The 23,583-nt window shown below is 71.7% G+C and carries 18 protein-coding genes; 7 read left to right on the top strand and 11 right to left on the bottom strand.

Annotated elements, in window-relative coordinates; genetic code table 11:
• Positions 1-18: 18 nt before the first annotated feature.
• Positions 19-1,935, top strand: a complete 1,917-nt coding sequence (dxs, locus tag WDV06_RS02850; protein WP_395507974.1) for a 1-deoxy-D-xylulose-5-phosphate synthase — start codon at positions 19-21, stop codon at positions 1,933-1,935.
• 104 nt (positions 1,936-2,039) lie between these two features.
• Positions 2,040-3,536: an amino acid permease gene (locus WDV06_RS02845; protein ID WP_395507973.1), complete on the top strand. Its 1,497-nt coding sequence runs from the start codon at positions 2,040-2,042 to the stop codon at positions 3,534-3,536.
• A gap of 8 nt (positions 3,537-3,544) precedes the next feature.
• Here WDV06_RS02845 and WDV06_RS02840 read toward each other — a convergent pair whose 3' ends face one another.
• On the bottom strand, positions 3,545-4,678 hold the full coding sequence (locus WDV06_RS02840; protein WP_395507972.1) for an LCP family protein: 1,134 nt from the start codon (positions 4,676-4,678) through the stop codon (positions 3,545-3,547).
• A 148-nt stretch (positions 4,679-4,826) separates the two neighbouring features.
• Here WDV06_RS02840 and WDV06_RS02835 point away from each other — a divergent pair, with 148 nt between their 5' ends.
• Complete coding sequence (locus tag WDV06_RS02835; protein ID WP_395507971.1) at positions 4,827-5,954, top strand: PLL family lectin; 1,128 nt, start codon at positions 4,827-4,829, stop codon at positions 5,952-5,954.
• Here the strand turns inward: WDV06_RS02835 and WDV06_RS02830 are convergent.
• The 4 genes from WDV06_RS02830 to WDV06_RS02815 are packed head-to-tail and all read right to left on the bottom strand — an operon-like array spanning position 5,928 to position 9,981.
• Complete coding sequence (locus tag WDV06_RS02830) at positions 5,928-6,992, bottom strand: hypothetical protein (RefSeq protein ID WP_395507970.1); 1,065 nt, start codon at positions 6,990-6,992, stop codon at positions 5,928-5,930. The two genes, WDV06_RS02835 and WDV06_RS02830, sit on opposite strands and share 27 nt — an antisense overlap.
• The gene (locus WDV06_RS02825) at positions 6,989-7,906 is read right to left on the bottom strand and encodes an N-acetylneuraminate synthase family protein (RefSeq protein WP_395508035.1); all 918 of its coding nucleotides are present in this window, start codon (positions 7,904-7,906) and stop codon (positions 6,989-6,991) included. The genes WDV06_RS02830 and WDV06_RS02825 overlap by 4 nt, the downstream gene beginning before the upstream one ends.
• A gap of 6 nt (positions 7,907-7,912) precedes the next feature.
• The gene (locus WDV06_RS02820) at positions 7,913-8,707 is read right to left on the bottom strand and encodes an acylneuraminate cytidylyltransferase family protein (protein ID WP_395507969.1); all 795 of its coding nucleotides are present in this window, start codon (positions 8,705-8,707) and stop codon (positions 7,913-7,915) included.
• Positions 8,704-9,981, bottom strand: coding sequence for a DUF6716 putative glycosyltransferase (locus tag WDV06_RS02815; protein WP_395507968.1), 1,278 nt, complete (start codon positions 9,979-9,981; stop codon positions 8,704-8,706). The genes WDV06_RS02820 and WDV06_RS02815 overlap by 4 nt, the downstream gene beginning before the upstream one ends.
• Before the next feature lie 248 nt (positions 9,982-10,229).
• On the opposite strand from WDV06_RS02815, the gene WDV06_RS02810 reads away from it, so the two are divergent.
• Together WDV06_RS02810 and WDV06_RS02805 are read left to right on the top strand one after the other, a co-directional pair.
• Complete coding sequence (locus WDV06_RS02810; protein ID WP_395507967.1) at positions 10,230-11,207, top strand: glycosyltransferase family 2 protein; 978 nt, start codon at positions 10,230-10,232, stop codon at positions 11,205-11,207.
• The gene (locus WDV06_RS02805) at positions 11,204-12,943 is read left to right on the top strand and encodes a polysialyltransferase family glycosyltransferase (protein WP_395507966.1); all 1,740 of its coding nucleotides are present in this window, start codon (positions 11,204-11,206) and stop codon (positions 12,941-12,943) included. Before WDV06_RS02810 ends, WDV06_RS02805 begins: the two co-directional genes overlap by 4 nt.
• 62 nt (positions 12,944-13,005) lie before the next feature.
• On the opposite strand, the gene WDV06_RS02800 is transcribed toward WDV06_RS02805, so the two are convergent.
• Together WDV06_RS02800 and WDV06_RS02795 are read right to left on the bottom strand one after the other, a co-directional pair.
• Complete coding sequence (locus tag WDV06_RS02800) at positions 13,006-15,135, bottom strand: 3-hydroxyacyl-CoA dehydrogenase NAD-binding domain-containing protein (RefSeq protein WP_395507965.1); 2,130 nt, start codon at positions 15,133-15,135, stop codon at positions 13,006-13,008.
• The gene (locus tag WDV06_RS02795) at positions 15,132-16,358 is read right to left on the bottom strand and encodes a thiolase family protein (RefSeq protein ID WP_045946025.1); all 1,227 of its coding nucleotides are present in this window, start codon (positions 16,356-16,358) and stop codon (positions 15,132-15,134) included. Before WDV06_RS02795 ends, WDV06_RS02800 begins: the two co-directional genes overlap by 4 nt.
• A gap of 332 nt (positions 16,359-16,690) precedes the next feature.
• Here WDV06_RS02795 and WDV06_RS02790 point away from each other — a divergent pair, with 332 nt between their 5' ends.
• The gene (locus WDV06_RS02790; protein ID WP_395507964.1) at positions 16,691-17,869 is read left to right on the top strand and encodes an alpha/beta fold hydrolase; all 1,179 of its coding nucleotides are present in this window, start codon (positions 16,691-16,693) and stop codon (positions 17,867-17,869) included.
• A gap of 33 nt (positions 17,870-17,902) precedes the next feature.
• On the opposite strand, the gene WDV06_RS02785 is transcribed toward WDV06_RS02790, so the two are convergent.
• From WDV06_RS02785 to WDV06_RS02775, 3 genes are all read right to left on the bottom strand, one after another.
• Complete coding sequence (locus WDV06_RS02785) at positions 17,903-19,183, bottom strand: HRDC domain-containing protein (RefSeq protein WP_395507963.1); 1,281 nt, start codon at positions 19,181-19,183, stop codon at positions 17,903-17,905.
• Between the two features lie 123 nt (positions 19,184-19,306).
• Positions 19,307-19,969 carry a helix-turn-helix transcriptional regulator gene (locus WDV06_RS02780; protein WP_007267191.1) on the bottom strand — a complete coding sequence of 221 codons (663 nt, stop codon included), beginning with the start codon at positions 19,967-19,969 and terminating at the stop codon, positions 19,307-19,309.
• A gap of 296 nt (positions 19,970-20,265) precedes the next feature.
• On the bottom strand, positions 20,266-20,922 hold the full coding sequence (locus WDV06_RS02775) for a DUF3000 domain-containing protein (RefSeq protein WP_395507962.1): 657 nt from the start codon (positions 20,920-20,922) through the stop codon (positions 20,266-20,268).
• A 91-nt stretch (positions 20,923-21,013) separates the two neighbouring features.
• On the opposite strand from WDV06_RS02775, the gene hemE reads away from it, so the two are divergent.
• Entirely contained in the window at positions 21,014-22,078 is a 1,065-nt protein-coding gene (hemE, locus tag WDV06_RS02770) for a uroporphyrinogen decarboxylase (protein WP_395507961.1), read from the top strand.
• Positions 22,079-22,174: 96 nt separating this feature from the next.
• Here the strand turns inward: hemE and WDV06_RS02765 are convergent, their stop codons facing one another.
• Complete coding sequence (locus tag WDV06_RS02765; protein ID WP_395507960.1) at positions 22,175-23,557, bottom strand: FAD-dependent oxidoreductase; 1,383 nt, start codon at positions 23,555-23,557, stop codon at positions 22,175-22,177.
• Positions 23,558-23,583 lie beyond the last annotated feature (26 nt).

Below are 23,583 nucleotides of genomic sequence, written 5' to 3'. Positions count from 1 at the left end.
AACTGCAAGGAGGCACGGGTGCTGCTGACCCGCATCAAGGGACCGCGCGATCTGGACCGGCTCAGCCAGGAGGAGCTGATCCAGCTCGCCGCCGAGATCAGGTCCTTCCTGGTCGATGCCGTCTCCAAGACCGGCGGGCACCTCGGCCCCAACCTCGGCGTGGTCGAACTGACGATCGCCCTGCACCGGGTCTTCGAATCGCCGAAGGACAAGGTCCTCTTCGACACCGGGCACCAGGCCTACGTCCACAAGCTGCTCACCGGCCGCCAGGACTTCGCCGGCCTGCGCTCCAAGGGCGGCCTCTCCGGCTACCCCTCGCGCGCCGAGTCCGACCACGACGTGATCGAGAACTCGCACGCCTCGACCGTCCTCGGCTGGGCCGACGGCCTCGCCAAGGCCAACGAGGTACTGGGCCGCGAGGACCACCACGTCGCCGCCGTCATCGGCGACGGCGCCCTGACGGGCGGCATGGCCTGGGAGGCGCTGAACAACATCGCCGCCGCCAAGGACCGCCCGCTGGTCATCGTCGTCAACGACAACGAGCGCTCGTACGGCCCCACCATCGGCGGCCTCGCGAACCACCTCGCCACCCTGCGCACCACGGACGGCTACGAGCGCTTCCTGGCCCGCGGCAAGGAGATCCTGGAGCGCACCCCCGTCGTCGGGAAGCCGCTCTTCGAGACCCTGCACGGCGCCAAGAAGGGCCTCAAGGACTTCATCGCCCCGCAGGGCATGTTCGAGGACCTGGGCCTGAAGTACATCGGCCCCATCGACGGGCACGACATCGAGGCCCTGGAGTCCGCCCTCCAGCGCGCCAAGCGCTTCAGCGGCCCGGTCATCGTGCACTGCCTCACCCAGAAGGGCCGCGGCTACACGCACGCCGAGCAGGACGAGGCCGACCGCTTCCACGGCATCGGCCCGATCCACCCCGACACCGGCCTGCCGGTCAAGACCTCCGCCGCCAGCTGGACCTCCGTCTTCGCCGACGAGATGGTCAAGCTCGGCCACGAGCGCGCGGACATCGTCGGCATCACCGCCGCCATGCTCCACCCGGTCGGCCTCAAGAAGTTCGCGGACACCTTCCCGGACCGCATCTACGACGTCGGCATCGCCGAGCAGCACGCGGCCACCTCGGCCGCGGGCCTGGCCACCGGGGGCGTCCACCCGGTCTTCGCCGTCTACGCGACCTTCCTCAACCGTGCCTTCGACCAGGTCCTCATGGACGTCGCCCTCCACAAGTGCGGGGTCACCTTCGTCCTGGACCGCGCCGGTGTCACCGGCGACGACGGCGCCTCCCACAACGGCATGTGGGACATGTCCATCCTCCAGGTCGTCCCGGGCCTGCGGCTGGCCGCCCCGCGCGACGCCGAGCAGCTGCGCGCCCAGCTGCGCGAGGCCGTCGAGGTCAAGGACGCCCCGACCGTCGTGCGCTACTCCAAGGGCGTCGTCGGCCCGGCCGTCCCGGCCGTCGGCAAGGTCGGCGGCATGGACGTGCTGCGCCTGCCGGCCCCCGAGGTCACCCGGCCGGACGTACTGATCGTCTCCGTCGGCGCGCTCGCCCCGATGTGCCTGGAGATCGCCGACCTGCTCGACAAGCAGGGCATCTCCTCGACCGTCGTCGACCCCCGCTGGGTCAAGCCGGTGGACGAGGCCATGGCCCCGCTCGCCGACCGCCACCGGGTCGTCGTCACCGTCGAGGACAACGGCCGCGCCGGCGGTGTCGGCGCCGCCGTCTCGCAGGCCCTGCGGGACGCGGGCGTGGACGTGCCGCTGCGCGACTTCGGCATCCCGCAGCGCTTCCTGGACCACGCGCTGCGCAAGGAGATCATGGCCGAGATCGGCCTGACCGCCCCCGACATCGCGCGCCAGGTCACCGGTCTGGTCGCCAAGCTGGACGGCCGTTTCGAGAGCGAGCCGGCCGCCACCGTCGACTAGCCCCACCGGCGGCCGGATCGCGCGGTTGCACCACACGGGCCGGGAGATCACCCTTGAAGGGTGGGCCTCCCGGCCCGTTCGCGTACTTCTTGGGAGGTGCGTCGGTGAGCTCGGACCTCAACAGCCCGTTCCGTACCAAGACGGTGGAACAGTCCATCCGGGACACGGAGGAGCCGGAGCACGCGCTCCGCAAATCGCTCTCCGCCTGGGACCTGACCGTCTTCGGTGTCGGCGTCATCATCGGTACCGGCATCTTCGTCCTGACGGGCATCGCCGCCCGCAACAACGCCGGACCCGCCACCGCCCTCTCCTTCGTGGTATCGGGCGTCGTCTGTGCCCTCGCGGCCCTCTGCTACGCCGAGTTCGCGTCCACCGTCCCGGTGGCGGGCTCGGCGTACACGTTCGCGTACGCCTCCATCGGGGAGCTGCCCGCCTGGATCATCGGCTGGGACCTGGTCCTCGAATTCGCCCTGGGCACCGCCGTGGTGGCCGTCGGCTGGTCGGGGTACGTACGCCACCTCATGCACACGAACCTGGGCTGGGACATGCCCGTCGCCCTCTCCGGGCCCGACGCGGGGGGCCACTTCGACCTGCTGGCCTTCCTGCTGGTCCTGGTGCTGACGGCGATCCTCGTCGTCGGGACGAAGCTGTCGGCCCGGATCACCGCGGTCGTCGTCGCCATCAAGGTGACCGTGGTCCTGCTGGTCATCATCGCGGGCGCGTTCTTCATCAAGGCGGACAACTACTCGCCGTTCATCCCTCCCGCCAAGCCGCAGCCCGGCGGATCCGGCTGGACGGCGCCGCTGGTCCAGCTGATTTTCGGCTTCCAGCCGACCAACTTCGGCGTCATGGGCATCTTCACCGCGGCCTCCCTCGTCTTCTTCGCCTTCATCGGCTTCGACGTCGTGGCCACCGCCGCGGAGGAGACCAAGAACCCCCAACGGGACATGCCGCGCGGCATCCTCGGATCGCTGCTCATCTGCACCCTGCTCTACGTGGCCGTCACCATCGTGGTCACCGGTATGCAGTACTACGCGGACATGTCGCCGACCGCCCCGCTCGCCGAAGCGTTCAAATCCGTGAACCAGCCCTTCTTCTCCGGCGCCATCAGCCTCGGGGCGGCCGTCGGTCTGATCACGGTGAGCATGATCCTGCTGCTGGGCCAGACCCGTGTGTTCTTCGCGATGAGCCGTGACGGACTGCTGCCGCGCACCTTCTCCGTCACCCACCCCAAGTACCGCACGCCCTACCGGGCCACCCTGCTCCTCGGCGGGATCATCGCGATCGTCGCGGGGTTCACCAGCCTGGAGAAGCTCGCGGAACTGGTGAACATCGGCACCCTGTTCGCCTTCGTGGTCGTGGCCCTCGGCGTGATCATCCTCCGCAGGACCCGCCCCGACCTGCACCGGTCCTTCCGTACCCCCTGGGTCCCGGTGGTCCCCATCCTGTCCATCGCGGCCTCGCTCTGGCTGATGCTCAACCTGCCGGCCGAGACCTGGGCCCGGTTCGCGATCTGGATGGTGATCGGGTTCGTCGTCTACTTCTTCTACGGCCGCGGCCACAGCCGCCTGGGCAGGTCGGGCCAGGACGCGGAGTACTAGGCCCAGTACTAGGCCGACGGGGACGGCTCGGGCGCCGGGGACTTGGACTTGGCGCCCTTGCCGCCGCCCTTGGCGGGGGAGTCCTTCGCCGAGGCGGGCACCTTCTGGTCGGTGCGCAGGGCCTCCCACAGCTGGGAGGCCTGTTCCTGCGCGATCACGACCCGGTTCGGGTCCACCTTGTCGTACGCCACCGGCAGCATGATGGTCTCCATCGTGGACGGGTCCACGCCCTTCATGCTCTGCGCGAAGTCGGCCAGCGCCGTGAGCGAGGCCAGCTCGGAGTCGGTGGTCAGGGACTTGGTGCCGGCGTCGGCGAGCTTGTAGAGCCGGGCCGGGTTGCCGAGGGCGTCCTGCTTCTTGATCTCGGCGAGCAGGGCGAGCATGAACTGCTGCTGGAGGCCTATGCGCCCGAGGTCGCTGCCGTCTCCGTAGCCGTAGCGGGTGCGGACGAACTTCAGTGAGTCCGTGCCGTTCAGCCGGTGCGTGCCCGCGTCGAGCTTCAGGCCGCCCTTCGCGCCCGTCATCGGCTGGTCGAGGGTGACGGTGACCCCGCCGAGGGCGTCCACCAGGCCCTTGAAACCGGCGAAGTCCACCTCCACGAAGTGGTCCACGCGGATCCCGGACAGCTGCTCGACGGTCTTGACCACGCAGGCCGGACCGGCCACCGAATAGACGGAGTTGAACATGACCCGGTTCGCCCCGGGGACGGTCCTGCCGTCCTCGTCCTTGCACTCGGGCCGGGTGATCAGGGTGTCGCGGGGGATGCTCACCGCGGTGGCCCGGGACCGCCCCTCGGGCAGGTGCACCAGCATCGCGGTGTCGGAGCGGGCCCCGCTGACGTTGCCGTGGTCGAGCTCGCCGTTGGCGCCGGCCCGCGAGTCGGAGCCGAGCACCAGCACGTTCTGGGCCTTCTCCGCCACCTTCGGCGGGCGGTTGTCCGTACCGATGGCCCGGTCGAGGTCGACGCTGTCGATGTTCCCCTCCAGGTGGCTGTACACCCACCAGCCGGCCCCGGCCGAGCCGAGGACCAGGGCGGCCGCCGTCCACGCCAGCCCGCGGCGGATCCGGCTCGCGCGCGAACGGGTGGGCGCCGGCTCGGCCTCCGGGGTGGTCGTGGCAGTGGCGGCGGTGTCTGGAGTCATGCCCGGGGACCGGTCCTTCCGAACGGGTGGCGGGGGCGCGCGGCGGGGGCGCACGCGGGCTCAAACATAGACGCAGGACCCCGTCAGATGACCCCCGGGGTATCCTGATTCTGTTCGAACGGTGAAGGGGAAGGGTTGCTTGCGGGCCATGGCGACGCGATCCAGACGCGGTCCGGACAAATCCCCCCGACGCCCGTCAAGCCCTGGTCGGGCCCCGTCCCGTGACTGGAACACGGTCGCCCTCGGACCCCTGACCGGACGCTGGGTCCTCGCCGGCAAGGACGGCCGGCTCACCGCGTACGCGCGCACGGAGGGCGGCCTGCTGCGCTGGACCGAACAGGCTCCCGGCGGCCCCGGATGGAGCGGCCCCGACCTGTTCCCCGCCGACGGGCTCACCGACCTGACGGTCGGTCAGGGGCCTGACGGTTACGCCCACTTCGCGGGCCGGCGGCGCACCCGCGCCGACGGCGCCGAGACCGTCACCTACCACCACGCCGTGCAGTACCAGAGCGGCCGCCCCATGGGTCCCTGGGAATCCCTCGGCACGCTCTACCGCAACCCCGACATGTCCCACCGCGGCGGCCCGCCGGCCGTCGCGGTGGACGCCCAGGGCACCCCCCACGTCTTCGTGCGCAACGCCGGCCGCGGCGTCCACGTCAGGCGCCAGGACAAAAAGGGCAACTGGGCCGCCTGGGAGGACCTGCGGGGCAGCAAGGCCTTCGAGGGGATCTGCGCCTCCTGCGGCGACGACGGCCGCGTCCGCCTCGCCGCCCCCGGCGAGAAGGGGCTCTCCCTGTGGGCCCAGAGCGGGCCGGGCGGTCCCCTGGAGAAGGGCGAGGACGTCCCGTACCTCGCCCAGGACGGTTCGGTCCGCACCCTGGAGACGGCCCCCGGCCGCGTCACCCACTTCTGGCACGCGGCCGACGGCAGCGGTGTGTTCGCCTACCGGGAGGGCGCCGGGGTGATGGCCCTGGGCGGCGGTCCGGCGTACGGGGCGGTGGCCGCCGTCCGCGCGCTCGTCGACGGCTACGACTGCACGGTGCTGGCCCACCGCACCGTGGGCGGCCGGACCGCCCTGGCCGCGTATCCGACGGAGCACGAGGCGGCCGGGCTGTGGTGGACCGAGATCGGCGAGGAGTGCCTGGACTCCCCGGCCCTCGCCGTCGACGCACACGGCCTGGTCGTCATCGCCTCGATCAGCGCCCGCGGGGAGCTGCTGGTCAACCGGCAGAAGGACGGCTCGGCCCTGTCACTGGGCCGCTGGCAGCGCTTCTGACCGCCCGCCCGTCCGCCGTCCGCCCTGCGGCGGGATGCTGGACAGGCCGTGGCGGGCGATGGCCAGGCTGGAGATGCGCCGCAGGAAGTCCACCGAGCGGGCCGCCGTGTCCGGGGTGATCCAGGCGTCGTCGATCTCGCACAGCTCCACCCGTACCGGCGCGCCGCGCAGCACGATCGGCAGGGTGTAGGCGACGGTGGACGCGAAGGTCAGCAGGGACAGTCCGATGGGCTCGGTCAGCGCGGTCAGCTCCAGCGGCAGTTCGGGGTGGACGATCTCCATGCCGGTGAGCCCGGCGATCCGCTCCAGCTTCTGTGCGCTCTCCCGCCGGTGTGCCAGGTAGCGGCCGGCCGCCCGGGTGCGGGCGATCCAGCCGACGGCCTCGATGTACCGGTCCTCGTCGATGACCCCGGTCTCCACCAGGGAGCTGCCCGCCAGGTCCGTCCCGGGCCGGGGGCGCGCCGGGCCGAAGGTGGCCCGGCTCCAGGCGTACTCGTTGGGCCTCACCTCGGCGCCCGGCGGCGCGGCCATCGGCATGCAGGTGAAGAAGACGGCCCGCACCAGCTCCTCCCGGGCCAGCCAGCGGTTGACGGGACCGCCCTTGGCGGACTTGGCGTCCCCCTGGTGCCAGCGGGTCAGCTGCTGCCCGCTCGTCAGCAGCGCCACCAGCTCGGTGGTGGCGGTGCCGTCGTCGACGACGACCACCTCGCTGGCCCGGGAGCGCGGCAGCAGCAGCTGGATGGTGCGGGAGAAGAGGTCACCGATCACCAGCCGCCGGGCCGCCGCGACCGCCCGGCCGAGCCGGACCAGCTCGCCGGCCCGCCCCAGGTAGCCCGCGCGGACCTCGTAGCGCCGCCAGACCACCTTGGCCTGCGAGGCGAACCGGCACAGCCGGCGGACCTGCGCGCGCGAGCGCGGGTCCACCGGCTGGAGCACGGCGATGGTGAGGGACGCTGCCTCGCCCGGGTGGGCGTGGGCCCACTCCAGGACATTCAGTAGTTGAGCCGGGCTCTCCACCAGGGCGAGGGTGTCGCTCATGCCGTGGCCGTCACGCCCTCGGCGGCGAGGGTGCCCTGGACCCGGCGCAGCTTCTTCATCGGGCCCAGCTCGGAGTCGTAGACCTTCTTGACGCCGTCGCCGAGGGCGGTCTCGATGGTGCGGATGTCGCGCACGAGGCGGGCCAGGCCCCCGGGCTCGACGGAGGCGGCCTGGTCGGAGCCCCACATGGCGCGGTCGAGGGTGATGTGCCGCTCGACGGCGCAGGCGCCCATGGCGACGGCGGCCACCGTGGTCTGCAGCCCCGTCTCGTGGCCGGAGTAGCCGACCGGCACGTTGGGGTAGGCCGCCTCCAGGCTGTTGATCACCCGCAGGTTCAGCTCCTCGGCCTTGGCCGGGTAGGTGGAGGTGGCGTGCAGCAGGATGATGTTCTCGCTGCCGAGCACCTCCACCGCGTGCCGGATCTGCTGCGGGGTGGACATACCGGTGGACAGGATGACCGTCTTGCCGGTGGCGCGCAGGGCCAGGAGCAGCTCGTCGTCGGTCAGGGAGGCGGAGGCGACCTTGTGGGCGGGGACGTCGAACTTCTCCAGGAAGGTGACGGCCTCGGTGTCCCACGGCGAGGCGAACCAGTCGATGCCGCGCTTCGCGCAGTGCTCGTCGATGGCCCGGTACTCGTCCTCGCCGAACTCGACGCGGTGGCGGTAGTCGATGTACGTCATCCGCCCCCAGGGCGTGTCCCGTTCGATGTCCCACTGGTCGCGCGGGGTGCATATCTCGGGGGTGCGCTTCTGGAACTTCACCGCGTCACAGCCCGCGTCGGCGGCCGCGTCGATGAGCGCGAGGGCGTTGGCCAGCTCACCGTTGTGGTTGATCCCGATCTCGCCGATCACGTAGGCGGGGCGGCCGGCGCCGACCTCCCTGTCGCCGATGCGGCGGATCCGGTTGCTGTGCACCACTGTTCAGAGTTCCTTTCCGGGGTACTGCTCGGGTTGCGGCGACGGGGTCGCCGAAGTCTGCGGGGGGTCCAGGAGCGGGGCAAGGGCCCGGGCCCGGTCGAGGTCGCCGGGTTCGTCGAGCTCGATGGCCCGCTCGGGGGCCGTGGGGACGAGCTGGGTGCGGCCGAAGAAGCGGTGGCCACTGCGGCGGAAGCCCTCGGCGCGCATCGCGTAGACGGCGCCCGACTCCAGGTATTCGGGTGTACGGTCCTGGCGGCGCAGCCGGACCGCGCTGTCGTGGTTGACGCCCTGCGCGCGGTGGCCGGGCCCGTGGCCGGGGTCGGCGGTCCACAGGAAGCCATGGAAGGGGACGGCCGTGAAGGCGGAGTCGGCGCCGTCGCGGACGATCGCCAGTACGGTCTCGTCCACCTCCTCGGAGGTGATGAAGGGACTGGTGCACTGGACGAAGACCAGGACGTCCACGGGCTCGCCGTGACGTTCCTCCAGCTGGTCCAGCGCGTGCAGCAGCGCCGATTCGCTGGAGGCCCGGTCGGAGCCCAGCTCCGCCGGGCGGTCCACCACCTCGGCGCCGGCCTCCCGGGCGGCGCGGGCGATGGCCGCGTCGTCGGTGGAGACCGCGACCCGGGTCACGTGGGCGGCGCCCAGGCAGGCCCGTACGGCGCGGGCCACCAGCGGCACCCCGCCGACCTCGGCCACGTTCTTGCCGGGGATGCCCTTGGAGCCGCCCCGGGCGGGTATGACGGCGGTGACGTTCACGGGGCTGTTCTCCTGGAGGGGTGAGGGGGTGCGGGCGTTCATACGCCGCCCCACTGCTGGATCTTCGGGGCCACGCGCTGGACCCCGAACTGGTAGGCGATCTTCAGCACGCGGCGCGAGGTGCGCTTCATCGGTCCGCGGGAGCGCGCGGCGACGGCTCCGGCACCGGGGGAGCCGTCCGGATCGAGGCCCCGGCGGCGCAGCAGCGTTCCGACGTATTCGGGCGCGCTCTCGGCCGTGTAGTACGGGGAGACGGGGGGCAGCGGGCGGCCGCGCAATGCGGCGATCCGGTCGCGGAGTTCAGCGAAGGGGTCGGCCGAGCGGATTCCCTGGTCGACCGTCCACGACTCGTGGGCGATCGGGGCGGCGCCCTCGTCTATGGCGGTCCAGTCGGTGACGCAGCCGGAACCGGTGAAGTAGTGGTTCCCGTGGATCTCCCGCACGCCGAGATCGCTCAGGATCGCGGTCGGCATTCCCCGGTGCATCGATTCGAGGGCGGCCGTGGAACTGACGGTCACGAGGAGATCGGTGCGGTCGAGGGTCTGCGACATGTTGCCGTACACGAAATGCAGGTTGGGCGGCAGGGGTTCGTCCAATTGCTCCGCCAGGACCTGGTAGTGGTACGCCTCCACATGGGTGGTGGCCTCACCCGGCTTGCTCCGGAGTTTGATCAGGACGTCGCGCCCCGGGCGCAGCCGGGCGTGGGATATCGCGCGGCGCAGCATGTAAAGCCGTCCGCTGCGGTCCGCCGGTACCGAGGGCTGGACGGCGAAACACACCGTATAGGGGTGTTCGGCGAAAGTCCGGGTCGGGTCGTAGGGCCGCTGGTCGAGAAAGGGAAGTGCCGTCTGGACGATGCTGGAGACGGGAATTCCGAGGGGTGCGTACACCTCGGTGAAACGGCGGCGGTCGAAAGGGCTGTTGGCGAGGACGATATCGGCGCCCGCGCGCAGCAGGAGGCCGTCCGCCATCTTCTCGTAGACCACGCCGACGTAGCCGGTCATCAGGACCGGCCGGTACGGGGCGCCGGCGAAGCGGCGGGCCAGCGCGTGCAGCGCGGCGTGGGTGGCACCGCCGACCGTGCCCAGGATGATCAGGTCCGCGCTGTCGAGCGCGGGGGCCGCCGCGAACTCGGCGAGGGTGGACTCGGTGATGGAGGACGGGGTGATGCCGACCTCCGCCAGCTGGCGCGCGGTGGGCGTGCTCCGGCCGCGCAGCATGTGCGCGTGGACCTCGCTGCCCGGGGCCAGGCCCACCGCCAGCCCCGCACCCCATTTCCAGCGGGTGTCGGAGTCTGCGAGCACGTGGATGCGCACTGGTGGATTCCCGGTCGGTCGGCGAAGCCCGAACTGCCGTCGGCAGGGCCGCAGCCGGGCACGGACACGGGCGGGATGGCCCCGCGGCCCGTTAGACCTTACATCCTCACCTGAGCCTTATGTGTCACGAATAGGCCTCGACGGCCGGGGGAGTTGTACGTCACACCCCAAGCGCCGTTCGGGTTCTCCGGGAGGCTCTGACATGATGGCGGAGTGTCGGTGAATGGGGAGAAGGTGGGTGCCGGCCGATGGTGACCCTTTCGGTAATCGTCGCGATGTGTGACGTTCGCGACTTCTGTCGGACGGCTTTGAAGTCCCTGGCCCTGAATGCCCGGGAGGACTTCGAGTTCATCGTGGTGGACGACGCGTCCGTCGACGGCACGTCGGAGATCCTGCGGGAGATGGTGCCCGGCATTCCCGGTGCCGTACTCATCCGCAATGAGCGGAACATGGGCATTTCGGCGACCCGCAACACTGGCCTGGCGGCCGCCCGGGGACGCTTTTTCACCTTCCTCGACGGGGACGACTGGTACGCGCCCGGATATCTCGCGCAACTGGTCGGCTGGATGAGCCAGTCCGGCGTCGACTTCCTGCGCACCGGCCACGTCCGGGTGTACGGGCGCAAGCGGAAGATCGTGTCCGCTCCGCTCGCCCCCCGGGCCCTTCCGCTGAATCCCGCGGACTACATCGGCCCGGTCGACGCCTCCACCTTCATGGACTACCCGCAGTCCTGGGCCGGTATCTACGACCGCGAACGGCTCCGCCAGGCCGACGCGCTGTTCTTCGACGAGTCCCTGCGCACCGCCGAGGACCGGCCCTGGTTCTACAAGCTGCACCTGCGGATGCGCTCCTTCGGAGTGGTCGACCTCCACGGCGTCTTCTACCGCCGAGACGTGTCCACTTCGCTCACCAAGGTCCCGGACGAACGGCAGCTGGACTTCCTCCCCGCCTTCCGGATGATTTTCGACGAGCTCGGCCACCACCCGCGCGGATATGAACTCTCGTTCAAGGCCATGCGAACTCTGTGCGCGCTCATCGTCATTCACCTGGACCGCGCCGAGGACTACGAGGAACTCACCCGGGAGCTCCTGCGGGAACGCAGTGCGCAGACCCTCTTCGACCTTCCCCAGGACATCCTGGAGGGGACCCTGGCAGGAATGGACTCCGCACGCGTGAACAAGCTCAGAGCACTGATGTCCCAGCACCCGGGTGCCGCCGCCCGATGACCCGGATATTCGCCGCCTCCACCCTCTACGGCGCCATGACGGTGGCCGCCGCCATCGACGCCGGACAGCTCGGCCAGGACGACCGCGAGCGCATCCTGCTGGTCTGCAACAACGTCGACATCCCCGAAGTCGCCACCCCGCTGCACCGGATGCCGGGCGCCGCCGCCGTCCTCGCCCGCTTCCACCGCGTCGTCTACTGGAACGACCTCATCTACCCCTTCCACCCGGCGCTGTGGGCCCCCCGCGACGAGGACGCGCCCCTCTGGCGCACCGTCATGGGGGAGAAGATGGGGATCCGGCCCGGCCCCCTGGAACTCGTCGTCGAGTCGATCCAGGTCAAACCCGCCCAGACCCTCTGCAAGATCTTCTCCGATGCCACCCTCGCCGTGTACGCCGACGGGGTCATGAGCTACGGACCCACCCGCAACGACCTGCCACGCCCCATCCACGGCCGGATCGAACAGGTCCTCTACCTCGACCTGGTCCCCACCCTGCTGCCCATGCTCCTCACCGAGTACGGGATCCCCTCGCAGCCCGTGCACACCGGCGCCGTGCTCAAGCTGATGGCGGAGCTCACCGAGGAGTGCCGCCCCCTCCTCGACCGGGTGATCCCCCCGCAGCTCGCCGAACGCGGCCCGCAGACCGCACTCCTCCTCGGCCAGTACCTCTCCCCCCTCGGCATCCTCACCGAGGAGGAAGAGGAGGACCTGCACCGGCGGATGTTCGAACACGCGGTACGGCTCGGCCACACCTCCGTCGTCTTCAAACCCCACCCCAGCGCCCCCTCCAGCCTCTCCGACGCCCTCGCCGAAGCCGCCCGCGAGGCCGGCGTCCCCTTCCTCGTCCTGGACCTCCCCGTCCTCGCCGAGACCGTCTTCGCCTACCTGCGCCCCCGCCAGGTCATCGGCTGCTTCTCCACCGGCCTGTTCACCGCCCGGGCCCTGTACGGGATCCCCGTCGCCCAGATCGGCGCGCTGGAGGTCGTCCGGCGCATGCGGCCCTACGCCAACAGCAACCGCATCCCCGCCACCCTCACCCACGCCCTGGTCCCCGACCTGGACGTGCCGACGGCCGCCCCGGCCGACCGGATCCTCGACGTCGAGTACATCCGCACCGAGGTCACCCCCTACGTCCAGGCCGTCGGCTACTGCATGCAGCCCAAGCGGTACGCGTTCCTGCGACCGGTGGCGCAGGAGTACATCGCCGCCGCCGTCGACCAGTGGGAGGGCCGCCCCGAGCTGGCCATGCACTTCAACGAGCGCACCCGCACCCGCCTGGAACTGCCCGGCCCGCGCACCTGGAAGTGGCGCCGCGGCCTCGGCTGGACCCTGCGCAGCACCGGGGAGCGCAGCGAGCCGGACGAGGTGCCCTTCACCGACATCACGATGAGCGGGTTCGCCTCCCTGGTGGAGGCCAAGGACGACCGGGGTATCCTGGAGGTCGGCGCCCGGCTGCTCACCGAGCACGAGAACCTCGACCTGCTCATCGGCATGGCCCAGGCCCACATCCGCCGCAAGGAGACCGAGCAGGCGCGACGGCGCATCGAGCGGGCCATCCAGATCTCCGCCGACAGCGGCCGCGCCCTGGTCTGGCTGCGGATCGCCGAGACCGCGGCCAAGCTCGGCAGACACGGCGACGACCTGCGCCGCCAGGCCGGCCGGCAGGCGCTGAGCATCAACCCCGCTTCGCCGGCCGCCCAGCGCCTGGTCAAGAACGGCCGTCTCGGCCGCAGGTGAACCACGGGAAGGGCCCCGTCCGCAGCTGCTGCGGACGGGGCCCTTCCGTTGGGGTCCGTGCGTTACGCCGGGACGCTCGCGACACCCGGGGCGAGGAACTTCTTGCCGTTCACCCGCTCCGATACGCCCTCACGGTCCAGGTACGGGGTGATGCCGCCCAGGTGGAAGGGCCAGCCCGCACCGGTGATGAGGCAGAGGTCGATGTCCTGGGCCTCGGCCACGACACCCTCCTCCAGCATCAGGCCGATCTCCTGCGCCACCGCGTCCAGGACGCGGTCGCGGACCTGCTCCTCCGTCAGGACGGAGTCGCCCTGCACCAGGAGGGCGGCGACCTCGGGGTCCAGCTCCGGCTTGCCGGAATCGTAGACGTAGAAGCCGCGCTTGCCGGCCTTGACGACCGCCGCCAGGTTCGGGGAGACCTTGAAGCGCTCCGGGAAGGAACGGTTCAGCGTCTCGGAGACGTGCAGGCCGATCGCCGGACCGACGAGCTCCAGCAGCACCAGCGGGGACATCGGCAGGCCGAGGGGCTCGATGGCCTTCTCCGCGGTGGCCACCGGGGTGCCCTCGTCGATGACGTTCTGGATCTCGCCCATGAAGCGGGTCAGGATGCGGTTCACGACGAACGCCGGGGCGTCCTTGGTCAGAACGGCGGTCTTCTTCAGCTTCTTGGCGACACCGAAGGCGGTGGCCAGCGAGGCGTCGTCCGTCTGCTCACCGCGGACGATCTCCAGCAGCGGGAGGACCGCGACCGGGTTGAAGAAGTGGAAGCCGACCACGCGCTCCGGGTGCCGGAGCTTGGAGGCCATCTCCGAGACCGACAGCGAGGAGGTGTTGGTGGCGAGGATCGCGTGCGCCGGGGCGACCGCCTCGACCTCCGCGAACACCTTCTGCTTGACGGACATCTCCTCGAACACGGCCTCGATGATGAAGTCCGCGTCCGCGAAGCCCTCGGCCTTGTCCAGGACACCGCTCACCAGGGCGGTCAGGCGGTTGGCCTTGTCCTGGTTGATGCGGCCCTTGGCGAGCAGCTTCTGGATCTCGGCGTGCACGTAGCCCACGCCCTTGTCCACGCGCTCCTGGTCGATGTCGGTGAGGACCACCGGCACCTCCAGGCGGCGCAGGAACAGCAGCGCCAGCTGCGAGGCCATCAGGCCCGCGCCGACCACGCCGACCTTGGTGACCGGGCGCGCGAGGTTCTTGTCCGGGGCGCCGGCCGGGCGCTTGCCCCGCTTCTGGACCAGGTTGAAGGCGTAGATGCCGGAGCGCAGCTCGCCGCCCATGATCAGGTCGGCCAGGGCCTTGTCCTCGGCGTCGAAGCCGGCCTGGAGGTCACCGTCCTTGGCCGCGGCGATGATCTCCAGCGCGCGGTAGGCGGCCGGAGCCGCGCCGTGCACCTTGGAGTCCGCGATGAAGCGGCCCTTGGCGACGGCCGCGTCCCAGGCCTCGCCGCGCTCGACCTCGGCGCGCACGACCTCGGTCTCGCCCTTGAGGACCTTGGCGGTCCACACGAGCGACTGCTCCAGGAAGTCCGCGCCCTCGAAGATCGCGTCGGCGATCCCGAGCTCGAAGACCTGCTTGCCCTTGAGCTGGCGGTTCTGGTTCAGCGAGTTCTCGATGATGACCGAGACCGCGCGCTCCGCGCCGATCAGGTTCGGGAGGATGGCGCAGCCGCCCCAGCCCGGAACCAGACCGAGGAAGACCTCGGGCAGCGAGAAGGCCGGGATGGCCTTCGAGACGGTGCGGTACGAGCAGTGCAGGCCGACCTCGACACCGCCGCCCATCGCCGCGCCGTTGTAGTACGCGAAGGTGGGGACGGCCAGCGCGGAGAGGCGCTTGAAGACGTCGTGGCCGCCCTTGCCGATGGCGAGCGCCTCGTCGTGCTTCTTCAGCAGCTCGACGCCCTTGAGGTCGGCGCCCACGGCGAAGATGAACGGCTTGCCGGTGATGCCCGCGCCGACGATGGTGCCGGCGGTGGCCTCCTGCTCGACCTGGTCGATCGCCGCGTTCAGGTTGGCCAGCGACTGCGGGCCGAAGGTGGTCGGCTTGGTGTGGTCGAAGCCGTTGTCCAGCGTGATGAGCGCGAAGCGCCCCGCGCCGAACGGCAGGTCCAGGTGGCGGACGTGCGCGGACGTGACGACCTCGTCCGGGAACAGCTCGGCCGCGCCCTTCAGGAGCTCAGCGGTGGTGCTCACTTGGAGTCTCCCTCGGCGTCGAAGTTCGGGTTCTCCCAGATGACCGTGGCGCCCATGCCGAAGCCGACGCACATCGTGGTCAGGCCGTAGCGGACGTGCGGCTGCTCCTCGAACTGGCGGGCCAGCTGCGTCATCAGGCGGACGCCGGAGGAGGCCAGCGGGTGGCCGAAGGCGATCGCGCCGCCGTACTGGTTCACGCGGGCGTCGTCGTCGGCGATGCCGTAGTGCTCCAGGAAGGCCAGCACCTGCACGGCGAAGGCCTCGTTGATCTCGAACAGGCCGATGTCCTCGATGGACAGGCCCGCCTGCGCGAGGGCCTTCTCCGTGGCCGGGATCGGGCCGTAGCCCATGACCTCCGGCTCCACGCCCGCGAAGGCGTAGGAGACGAGGCGCATCTTGACCGGGAGGTTGTTCTCGCGGGCGAAGTCCTCGGACGCGATGATCGCGGCGGTGGCGCCGTCGTTGAGACCGGCGGCGTTGCCCGCGGTGACCCGGCCGTGCGTACGGAACGGGGTCTTCAGGTTCGCCAGGTTCTCCAGCGTGGTGCCCGGGCGCATCGGCTCGTCGGAGGTGACCAGGCCCCAGCCCGTCTCACCGACCTCCGCGTTGGTGTTGCGCACCGAGATCGGGACCAGGTCCTGCTGGATCTTGCCGTCGGCGTACGCCTTGGCGGCCTTCTCCTGCGAGCGCACGGCGTACTCGTCGGCGCGGAGCTTGGTGATCGTCGGGTACCGGTCGTGCAGGTTCTCGGCGGTCATGCCCATGAACAGGGCGGACTCGTCGACCAGCTTCTCGGAGACGAAGCGCGGGTTCGGGTCGACGCCCTCGCCCATGGGGTGGCGGCCCATGTGCTCGACACCGCCGGCCAGGGCGACGTCGTACGCACCGAAGGCCACACCGCCCGCGACGGCGGTCACGGCGGTCAGCGCGCCGGCGCACATGCGGTCGATGGAGTAGCCCGGGACGGACTGCGGGAGGCCCGCGAGGATGCCGGCCGTACGGCCCAGCGTCAGGCCCTGGTCGCCGATCTGCGTGGTCGCGGCGATGGCGACCTCGTCGATCTTCTTGGGGTCCAGGTCCGGGTTGCGGCGCAGCAGCTCCCGGATCGCCTTCACGACGAGGTCGTCGGCGCGGGTCTCGTGGTAGATGCCCTTCGGGCCCGCCTTGCCGAACGGGGTGCGGACGCCGTCGACGAAGACGACGTCCCTGACGGTACGAGGCACGTTGGCTCTCCTCCAGGTGCGGGATGGCACTGCTGCGCGGCGGAGCGCTCCTCGTGGACTGAGCGCCCGCTCACCCAGCCCATGCTACTTGCGGGTAACTCATGTGCACACCCCCTCCCCGAACAGCGGCGAAGGTCACACCGGCAGGCGACCCGTGCGCCCCTCCCGCGCCCTGCCGTGCGCCCGGCCGATCGCAGCGCCCGCGGCCACACGAACGGGTCGGCCGGCCGCCCGGGCGGCCGTGCCGCCGGACCCGGACGAGTTCCCTTCCCGATCCTGGGCCCCGTCCCGGGCACACCCACCGGAACCCCCGACGGAAACGGAGCACCCCCATGGCCGCACCCGTCCTCACGGACTACCACCTGGACTACACCTCGACCATGCCGGCGAACGACGGCGACCCCGTCAAGCTCTTCGTGCGCAGGCGCAACGGCACGCCCGCGGGCCAACCGAGCAGGCCCGTGCTGATGCTGCACGGCCGGAGCGTCCCCGCCCTGGCCGGTTTCGACCTGCAGTACAAGAAGTACAGCTGGGCGGAGGAACTGGCGAAGGCGAAGTTCGACGTCTTCGTGATGGAGCTCCAGGGCTCCGGGCTGTCGACCCGCCCGATGATGGGCAACCCCAAGAACGTCAGTCCCGCGCCCGCGCAACGGCAGCTGCTGGTGCCCCACCCCGACGCGAGCGTCTACCTGGGCCCGGTGGACTACGCCGCCCAGCTCAACAACTCCCAGAGCGACTGGGACGAGGTCGACCACGTCGTCGACTTCATCCTCACGGAGACGGGCGCCTCGAAGGTGGACCTCATCGGCTGGTCGGCGGCGTCCCAGCAGTTCGGCCCCTATGCCATCAAGTTCCCCGGCAAGGTGCGCAGCCTCTTCCTGCTGGCGCCGATCTTCCCGCCGCACGGCAGGGCGAGCAAGCCGGGGACCGACTTCGGAGCGCCGGTGCCGCTGCCGGTGTCCACCCCGGCGGCGGCCTTCGGCTACCCGATGACCGTCGGCACGAAGGCGGGCGTCGAGGCGGCGTGGATCAAGGACCTGAAGTGCCCCGACCAGCGTGAGCCCGGCATGCTCGACGAGGTGTGGAAGGCGATGATGGCCGCTGATCCGGTCGGCGCCACCTGGGGCGGTACCGGGGCGGCACCGGAGGGGCTCAACCGCATCCGGAACTCGTACTGGTGGGGCTGGAACTCCACCACCGTGCCGCTGCACGGCGTCCTCGGCGGTTCGGTGCCCGTGTGCATCGTGTACGGGGAGAACGACAGCATCGTGAACACGTCGTCCGACCTGGGCCTGCTGTACTTCTCGGTCCCCGAGCTCTACCGGCTGATCCCCGGGCCGGACAAGCTGATGTTCCGGATCGCCTGTGCCGGGCACCAGGCCCCGTGGGAGCGCGTGGCGAACGACATCCACACCATGTCCGAGCACTGGCTCAAGCAGGGCAAGGTCGAGGGCGCGACCTCCGGCAGCTACTACCGGGACGGGGACGGGGCCCTCACTCCCCTGGAGTGAGGGCTCCGTGCCCCTCCGCGTCCGGCGCGTCGGTCAGCCGGTCGCGGCGAGGGCCGCGACCAGGGCCGGGGTCACCAGCTCGATCTGCCACGGGCGGGCGCCGTAGCCGGTCAGGGCCTCGGCCACCGCGTCCGCGTCGGCGCGCCGGGGAGGCTCCCAGCAGAGGCGGCGCACGGTGTCCGGGGTGATCAGGTTCTCCTGGGGCAGGTTCAGCCCCTCGGCCAGCTCCGACACCGCCGCACGGGCGGAGGACAGCCGGGCCGCGGCGGCGGGGTCCTTGTCCGCCCAGGAACGCGGCGGCGGCGGGCCCGACGGGGCCGCCCCCGGCTGCGGGAGCTCGCTCTCGGGCAGGGCCTTCGCCCGGTCCACGGCGGCCATCCACTGGTCCAGCTGGCGCCGTCCCATCCGCTGCCCGTAGCCCGGCAGGGCCGACAGCGCGTGCACGTTCGCCGGGACGGCCAGGGCGGCCTCCACGATCGCCGCGTCGCCCAGCACCTTGCCGGGGGACACGTCACGGCGCTGCGCGATCCGGTCGCGGGTCTCCCACAGCTCCCGCACCACCGCCATCTGCCGGCGCCGGCGCACCTTGTGCATGCCGGAGGTGCGCCGCCACGGGTCCTTGCGCGGCGGGGCGGGCGGGGCGGAGGCGATGGCGTCGAACTCCTGGCGGGCCCACTCCAGCTTGCCCTGCCGGTCCAGTTCCTTCTCCAGGGCGTCCCGCAGGTCCACCAGCAGCTCCACGTCCAGAGCGGCGTAGCGCAGCCAGGGTTCGGGCAGCGGGCGGGTGGACCAGTCGACGGCGGAGTGCCCCTTCTCCAGCTGGTAGCCAAGCACGCTCTCGACCATCGCCCCGAGGCCGACCCGGGGGAAGCCGGCCAGCCGGCCGGCGAGCTCGGTGTCGAACAGGGTGGTGGGGGACATGCCTATTTCGCGCAGGCAGGGCAGGTCCTGGGTGGCGGCGTGCAGGATCCACTCGGCGGAGGACAGGGCCCCGCCCAGGGCGGACAGGTCCGGGCAGCCGACCGGGTCGATCAGCGCGGAGCCCGCCCCCTCGCGGCGCAGCTGCACCAGGTAGGCGCGCTGTCCGTAGCGGTACCCGGAGGCACGTTCGGCGTCCACGGCCACGGGGCCGGTGCCCGCGGCGAAGGCCGCGACCACCGCGGCGAGCGCCTCGGCGTCGGCCACGACGGGCGGGATGCCCTCGCGGGGTTCCAGCAGGGGAATCGGCAGCCCATCGGACGAAACCTCTTCGTCCGGGGGGCCGCCCCCGGTGGTGGTGCGCAGGTGTGCTGCGGTCTCTTGGGCGTCGGTCACCGGTCAAGGGTATCCGTGTATGTGACGCGCCCGTCGCCGGAACGTTCCGTCGACGGGCGCGAAGGGGAGGGTGCGGGCCCCGGCGGGGTGCGCCGGCCGCCGGCCCGCGGGTTCGGGGACGGGTCAGTGGATGATCCCCGTCCGCAGCGCGACGGCGACCATCCCGGCCCGGTCGCCCGTGCCGAGCTTGCGGGCGATCCGGGCGAGGTGGGACTTGACGGTCAGGGCGGACAGGCCCATCGAGACGCCGATGGCCTTGTTGGACTGCCCCTCCGCGACGAGGCGCAGGACCTCGACCTCGCGGCCGGACAGTTCGCGGTAGCCGCCCGGGTGGCTCGGGGCACCCGGGGGGCGGCGGTGCATACGGGCCGCGGCGGCACCGATGGGGGCGGCGCCGGGCCGGGTGGGGAGCCCGATGTTGGTCCGGGTGCCGGTGACCACGTAGCCCTTCACCCCGCCCGCGAGGGCGTTGCGCACGGCTCCGATGTCATCGGCGGCGGACAGGGCCAGGCCGTTCGGCCAGCCGGCGGCGCGGGTCTCGGAGAGCAGGGTGAGACCGGAGCCGTCGGGCAGGTGGACGTCGGCCACGCAGATGTCGCGCGGGCTGCCGACGCGGGGGCGGGCCTCCGCGATGGACGACGCCTCGATCACGTCGCGGACCCCGAGGGCCCACAGATGGCGGGTCACGGTGGAACGGACGCGCGGGTCGGCCACGACGACCATGGCCGTCGGCTTGTTCGGGCGGTAGGCGACCAGGCTTGCGGGCTGCTCGAGAAGAACGGACACCTAGGCCTCCTGGGGGAGTGGCGGGACGGGCCGGCTCGGGGAAGGAAGCCGGTGCGCACCGTGCGGATGGTCACTGACTCCTTCGGCACGTCACCCGCCCGGCTTTAGGGAATGATCACGATTTGGTGAGTAACAATTCGGGCAATTCGGACGCACGATCGATCAAGGGATGATCAGAAGGCCGCCATCACCGCACGGCTTTGACGCTCCGTTACGACCGCGAACGATCGCCCCCTCGCCGCCGGACACCCGTCCGGCGGTCCCGCCCCCTGCGGACGGCCCCGCCGGGCCGCCCGCTACGGGTGGTGCGGACCGCGCCGCTGTGGCAGGGACACCACGCCCGGAGCCCCCTCCGCCGGCCCCAGCGGCGGCAGCCCCGCGACCTGGCACAGCAGCTCGCACCAGGCCGCCAGGTGCGCGGAGGTGTCCGGCACCCCGCCCGTCCCCTCCCGGGGCGTCCACGAGGCCCTGATCTCGATCTGCGTCGCCGGACGCCGCTCGCCGAGCCCGCCGAAGTAGTGCGAGCTCGCCATCGTGACGGTCCCGCTCGGCTCCCCGTACGCCAGCCCGCGCGCCTCCAGCGCCCCGGTCAGCCAGGACCAGCACACCTCCGGCAGCAGCGGGTCCGCCGCCATCTCCGGCTCCAGCTCCGCCCGTACCAGCGTCACCAGCCGGAAGGTGCCCTGCCAGGCCTCGTGCCCGGACGGATCGTGCAGCAGGATCAGCCGGCCGTCGGCCAGGTCGTCCTCCCCGTCCACGACGGCCGCCTCCAGCGCGTAGGCGTGGGGGGCCAGCCGCTGGGGCGGTTTCGTCGGGTCGATCTCGATCCCGGGCCGCAGCCGCGCCTTCCGCAAGCCGTCGACCGCCCGTCGGAACGGGAGCGGGACCGAGCTCTCCTTCGCGCCGTCCACGCCGTCAGCGCCATCTGAAAATCGTCCCTGAGCCGCAGCCATGCCGGGAAGACTAGGCGGAACGGGCGCCCGTGCGGCGCAGGGACACCCGCCCCGGGGCGGGCACTTCTTCATACGTGCGAAGATTTGCCGCGTGAGCGCCACTACCAGCCCGCAGGGCCAGCCGAGTCAGACGTACGATTCCGCCTTCCTGAAGGCCTGCCGGCGCGAGCCGGTTCCCCACACCCCGGTGTGGTTCATGAGGCAGGCCGGCCGCTCACTGCCCGAGTACCGCAAGGTCCGCGAGGGCACGGCCATGCTGGAGTCCTGCATGCGCCCGGACCTGGTCACCGAGATCACCATGCAGCCGGTGCGCCGGCACGGCGTGGACGCGGCGATCTTCTTCTCCGACATCGTCGTGCCGCTCAAGGCCATCGGCGTCGACCTCGACATCAAGCCGGGCATCGGCCCGGTCGTCGCCCAGCCCATCCGCCGCCGCGAGGACCTCGCACAGCTGCGCGACCTCACCCCGGAGGACGTCACCTACGTCACCGAGGCGATCGGCATGCTCACGGGTGAACTCGGCGGCACTCCGTTGATCGGTTTCGCCGGCGCGCCTTTCACCCTCGCGAGCTACCTGGTCGAGGGCGGTCCGTCCAAGAACCACGAGCACACGAAGGCCCTGATGTACGGGGACCCGGAGCTGTGGTCGGCCCTCCTGGACCGCCTCGCGGAGATCACCTCCGCCTTCCTGAAGGTCCAGATCGAGGCCGGCGCCTCCGCGGTCCAGCTCTTCGACTCCTGGGTCGGCGCGCTGTCCCCGGCGGACTACCGCCGCTCGGTGATGCCGGCGTCGGCGAAGGTGCTGGAGTCCGTCGCCTCCTACGGGGTCCCGCGCATCCACTTCGGCGTGGGCACGGGCGAGCTGCTCGGCCTGATGGGCGAGGCCGGCGCGGACGTCGTGGGCGTCGACTACCGGGTCGCCCTGGACGAGGCCGCCCGCCGGGTCGGCCCCGGCAAGGCGCTCCAGGGCAACCTGGACCCGGCCGTCCTCTTCTCCACCCCGGAGGCCGTCGAGACCAAGACGGACGAGGTCCTGGCCGCGGCGGCGGGCCTGGAGGGCCACGTCTTCAACCTCGGCCACGGCGTCCTCCCGACGACGGACCCCGACGCCCTGACCCGCCTGGTGGACTACGTCCACACCCGTACGCAGCGCTAGCCGGACCGGGCCCCCGGGCGCGGCTGCGGACACGGCGCCACCGCTCCCGCGCCTGAAACGCCGGCGGGGCCATGGACGGCCCCGCCGGCGCCTGGGCTACACGCCCGCCGCCCGCACCGCCGAGACCGCCTTGCGGGCCGCGACCAGCACCGGGTCCCAGACGGGAGAGAACGGCGGGGCGTAGCCCAGGTCCAGGGACACGACCTGTTCCACGGTCATACCGGCCGTCAGGGCCACCGCCGCGACGTCCACCCGCTTCGCGGACCCGGCCCCGCCCACGATCTGGACGCCCAGCAGCCGCCCGGTGCGCCGCTCCGCCAGCATCTTGACCGTCATCTCCGCCGCCCCCGGGTAGTACCCCGCGGTGTTCGTCGAGCGGATCGTGGCCGTCACGAAGCGCAGCCCCGCCGCCAGGGCGTCCTTCTCGCGCAGCCCCGTGCGGGCGATCTCCAGGTCGCAGACCTTGCTGACCGCCGTGCCGACCACACCGGGGAACGTCGCGTAGCCGCCACCCGCGTTGGAGCCGATCACCTGGCCGTGCTTGTTGGCGTGCGTGCCCAGCGGGATGTGCCGGTTGCGGCCCGCCACCAGGTCCAGGACCTCCACGCAGTCGCCGCCCGCCCAGACGTCCTCCTGGCCCCGCACGCGCATCGACAGGTCCGTCAGCAGGCCGCCCGACTCCCCGAGCGGCAGTCCCGCCGCGCGGGCCAGGGACGTACGGGGCTCCACGCCGATGCCGAGCACCACCACGTCCGCCGGGTACTCCTCGCCCGACGCCGTGGCCACCGCACGGGCCCGGCCCTCCTCGTCCGTGAGGACCTTCACCACCTCGGCGCCGGAGACCGTCACGATGCCCATGGCGTTCATCGCGCTGTGCACGAGGCCGCCCATGTCCGGGTCGAGCGTGGCCATCGGCTGCGGGCCGCGGTGCAGGACGGTGACCTCGTACCCCCGGTGGACCAGGGCCTCGGCCATCTCCACGCCGATGTAGCCCGCGCCGACCACGACCGCCCGGCGGCCCTCCGTCCGCTCCAGGCTGTCCATCAGCCGCTGGCCGTCGTCCAGCGTCTGCACCCCGTGCACCCCGTGGGCGCCGATGCCCGCCAGCTTCGGCCGGACCGGGCGGGCGCCGGTCGCCAGGACCAGCTTGTCCCACCCGGTCCAGGACTCCTCCCCGCTGTCCAGGTTCCGGGCGCGCACCCGGCGGCCCGGCAGGTCCAGCTCCAGCACCTCGGTGCGGGTGCGCAGGTCGATGTCCCGGGCGCGGTGCTCCTCGGGGGTGCGGGCGACCAGGTCGTCCCGGCCGGCGACCTGTCCGCCGATCCAGTACGGGATCCCGCACGCCGAGTACGAGGTGAAGTGCCCCCGCTCGAAAGCGACGATCTCCAGTTCCGCCGGGCCCTTGAGCCGCCGCGCCTGCGACGCGGCGGACATCCCCGCCGCGTCGCCGCCGACCACCACCAGTCGTTCCGCCGCCATCGTCCTGCCCGCCCTCCGCGCCGTGC

Origin of the sequence: Streptomyces racemochromogenes, from assembly GCF_044129415.1 — a bacterium.
GTDB classification, from domain to species: domain Bacteria; phylum Actinomycetota; class Actinomycetes; order Streptomycetales; family Streptomycetaceae; genus Streptomyces; species Streptomyces racemochromogenes_A.
The sequence above is the reverse complement of the archived record's forward strand: the minus strand, read 5'-3'. Positions and strand labels throughout refer to the sequence as shown.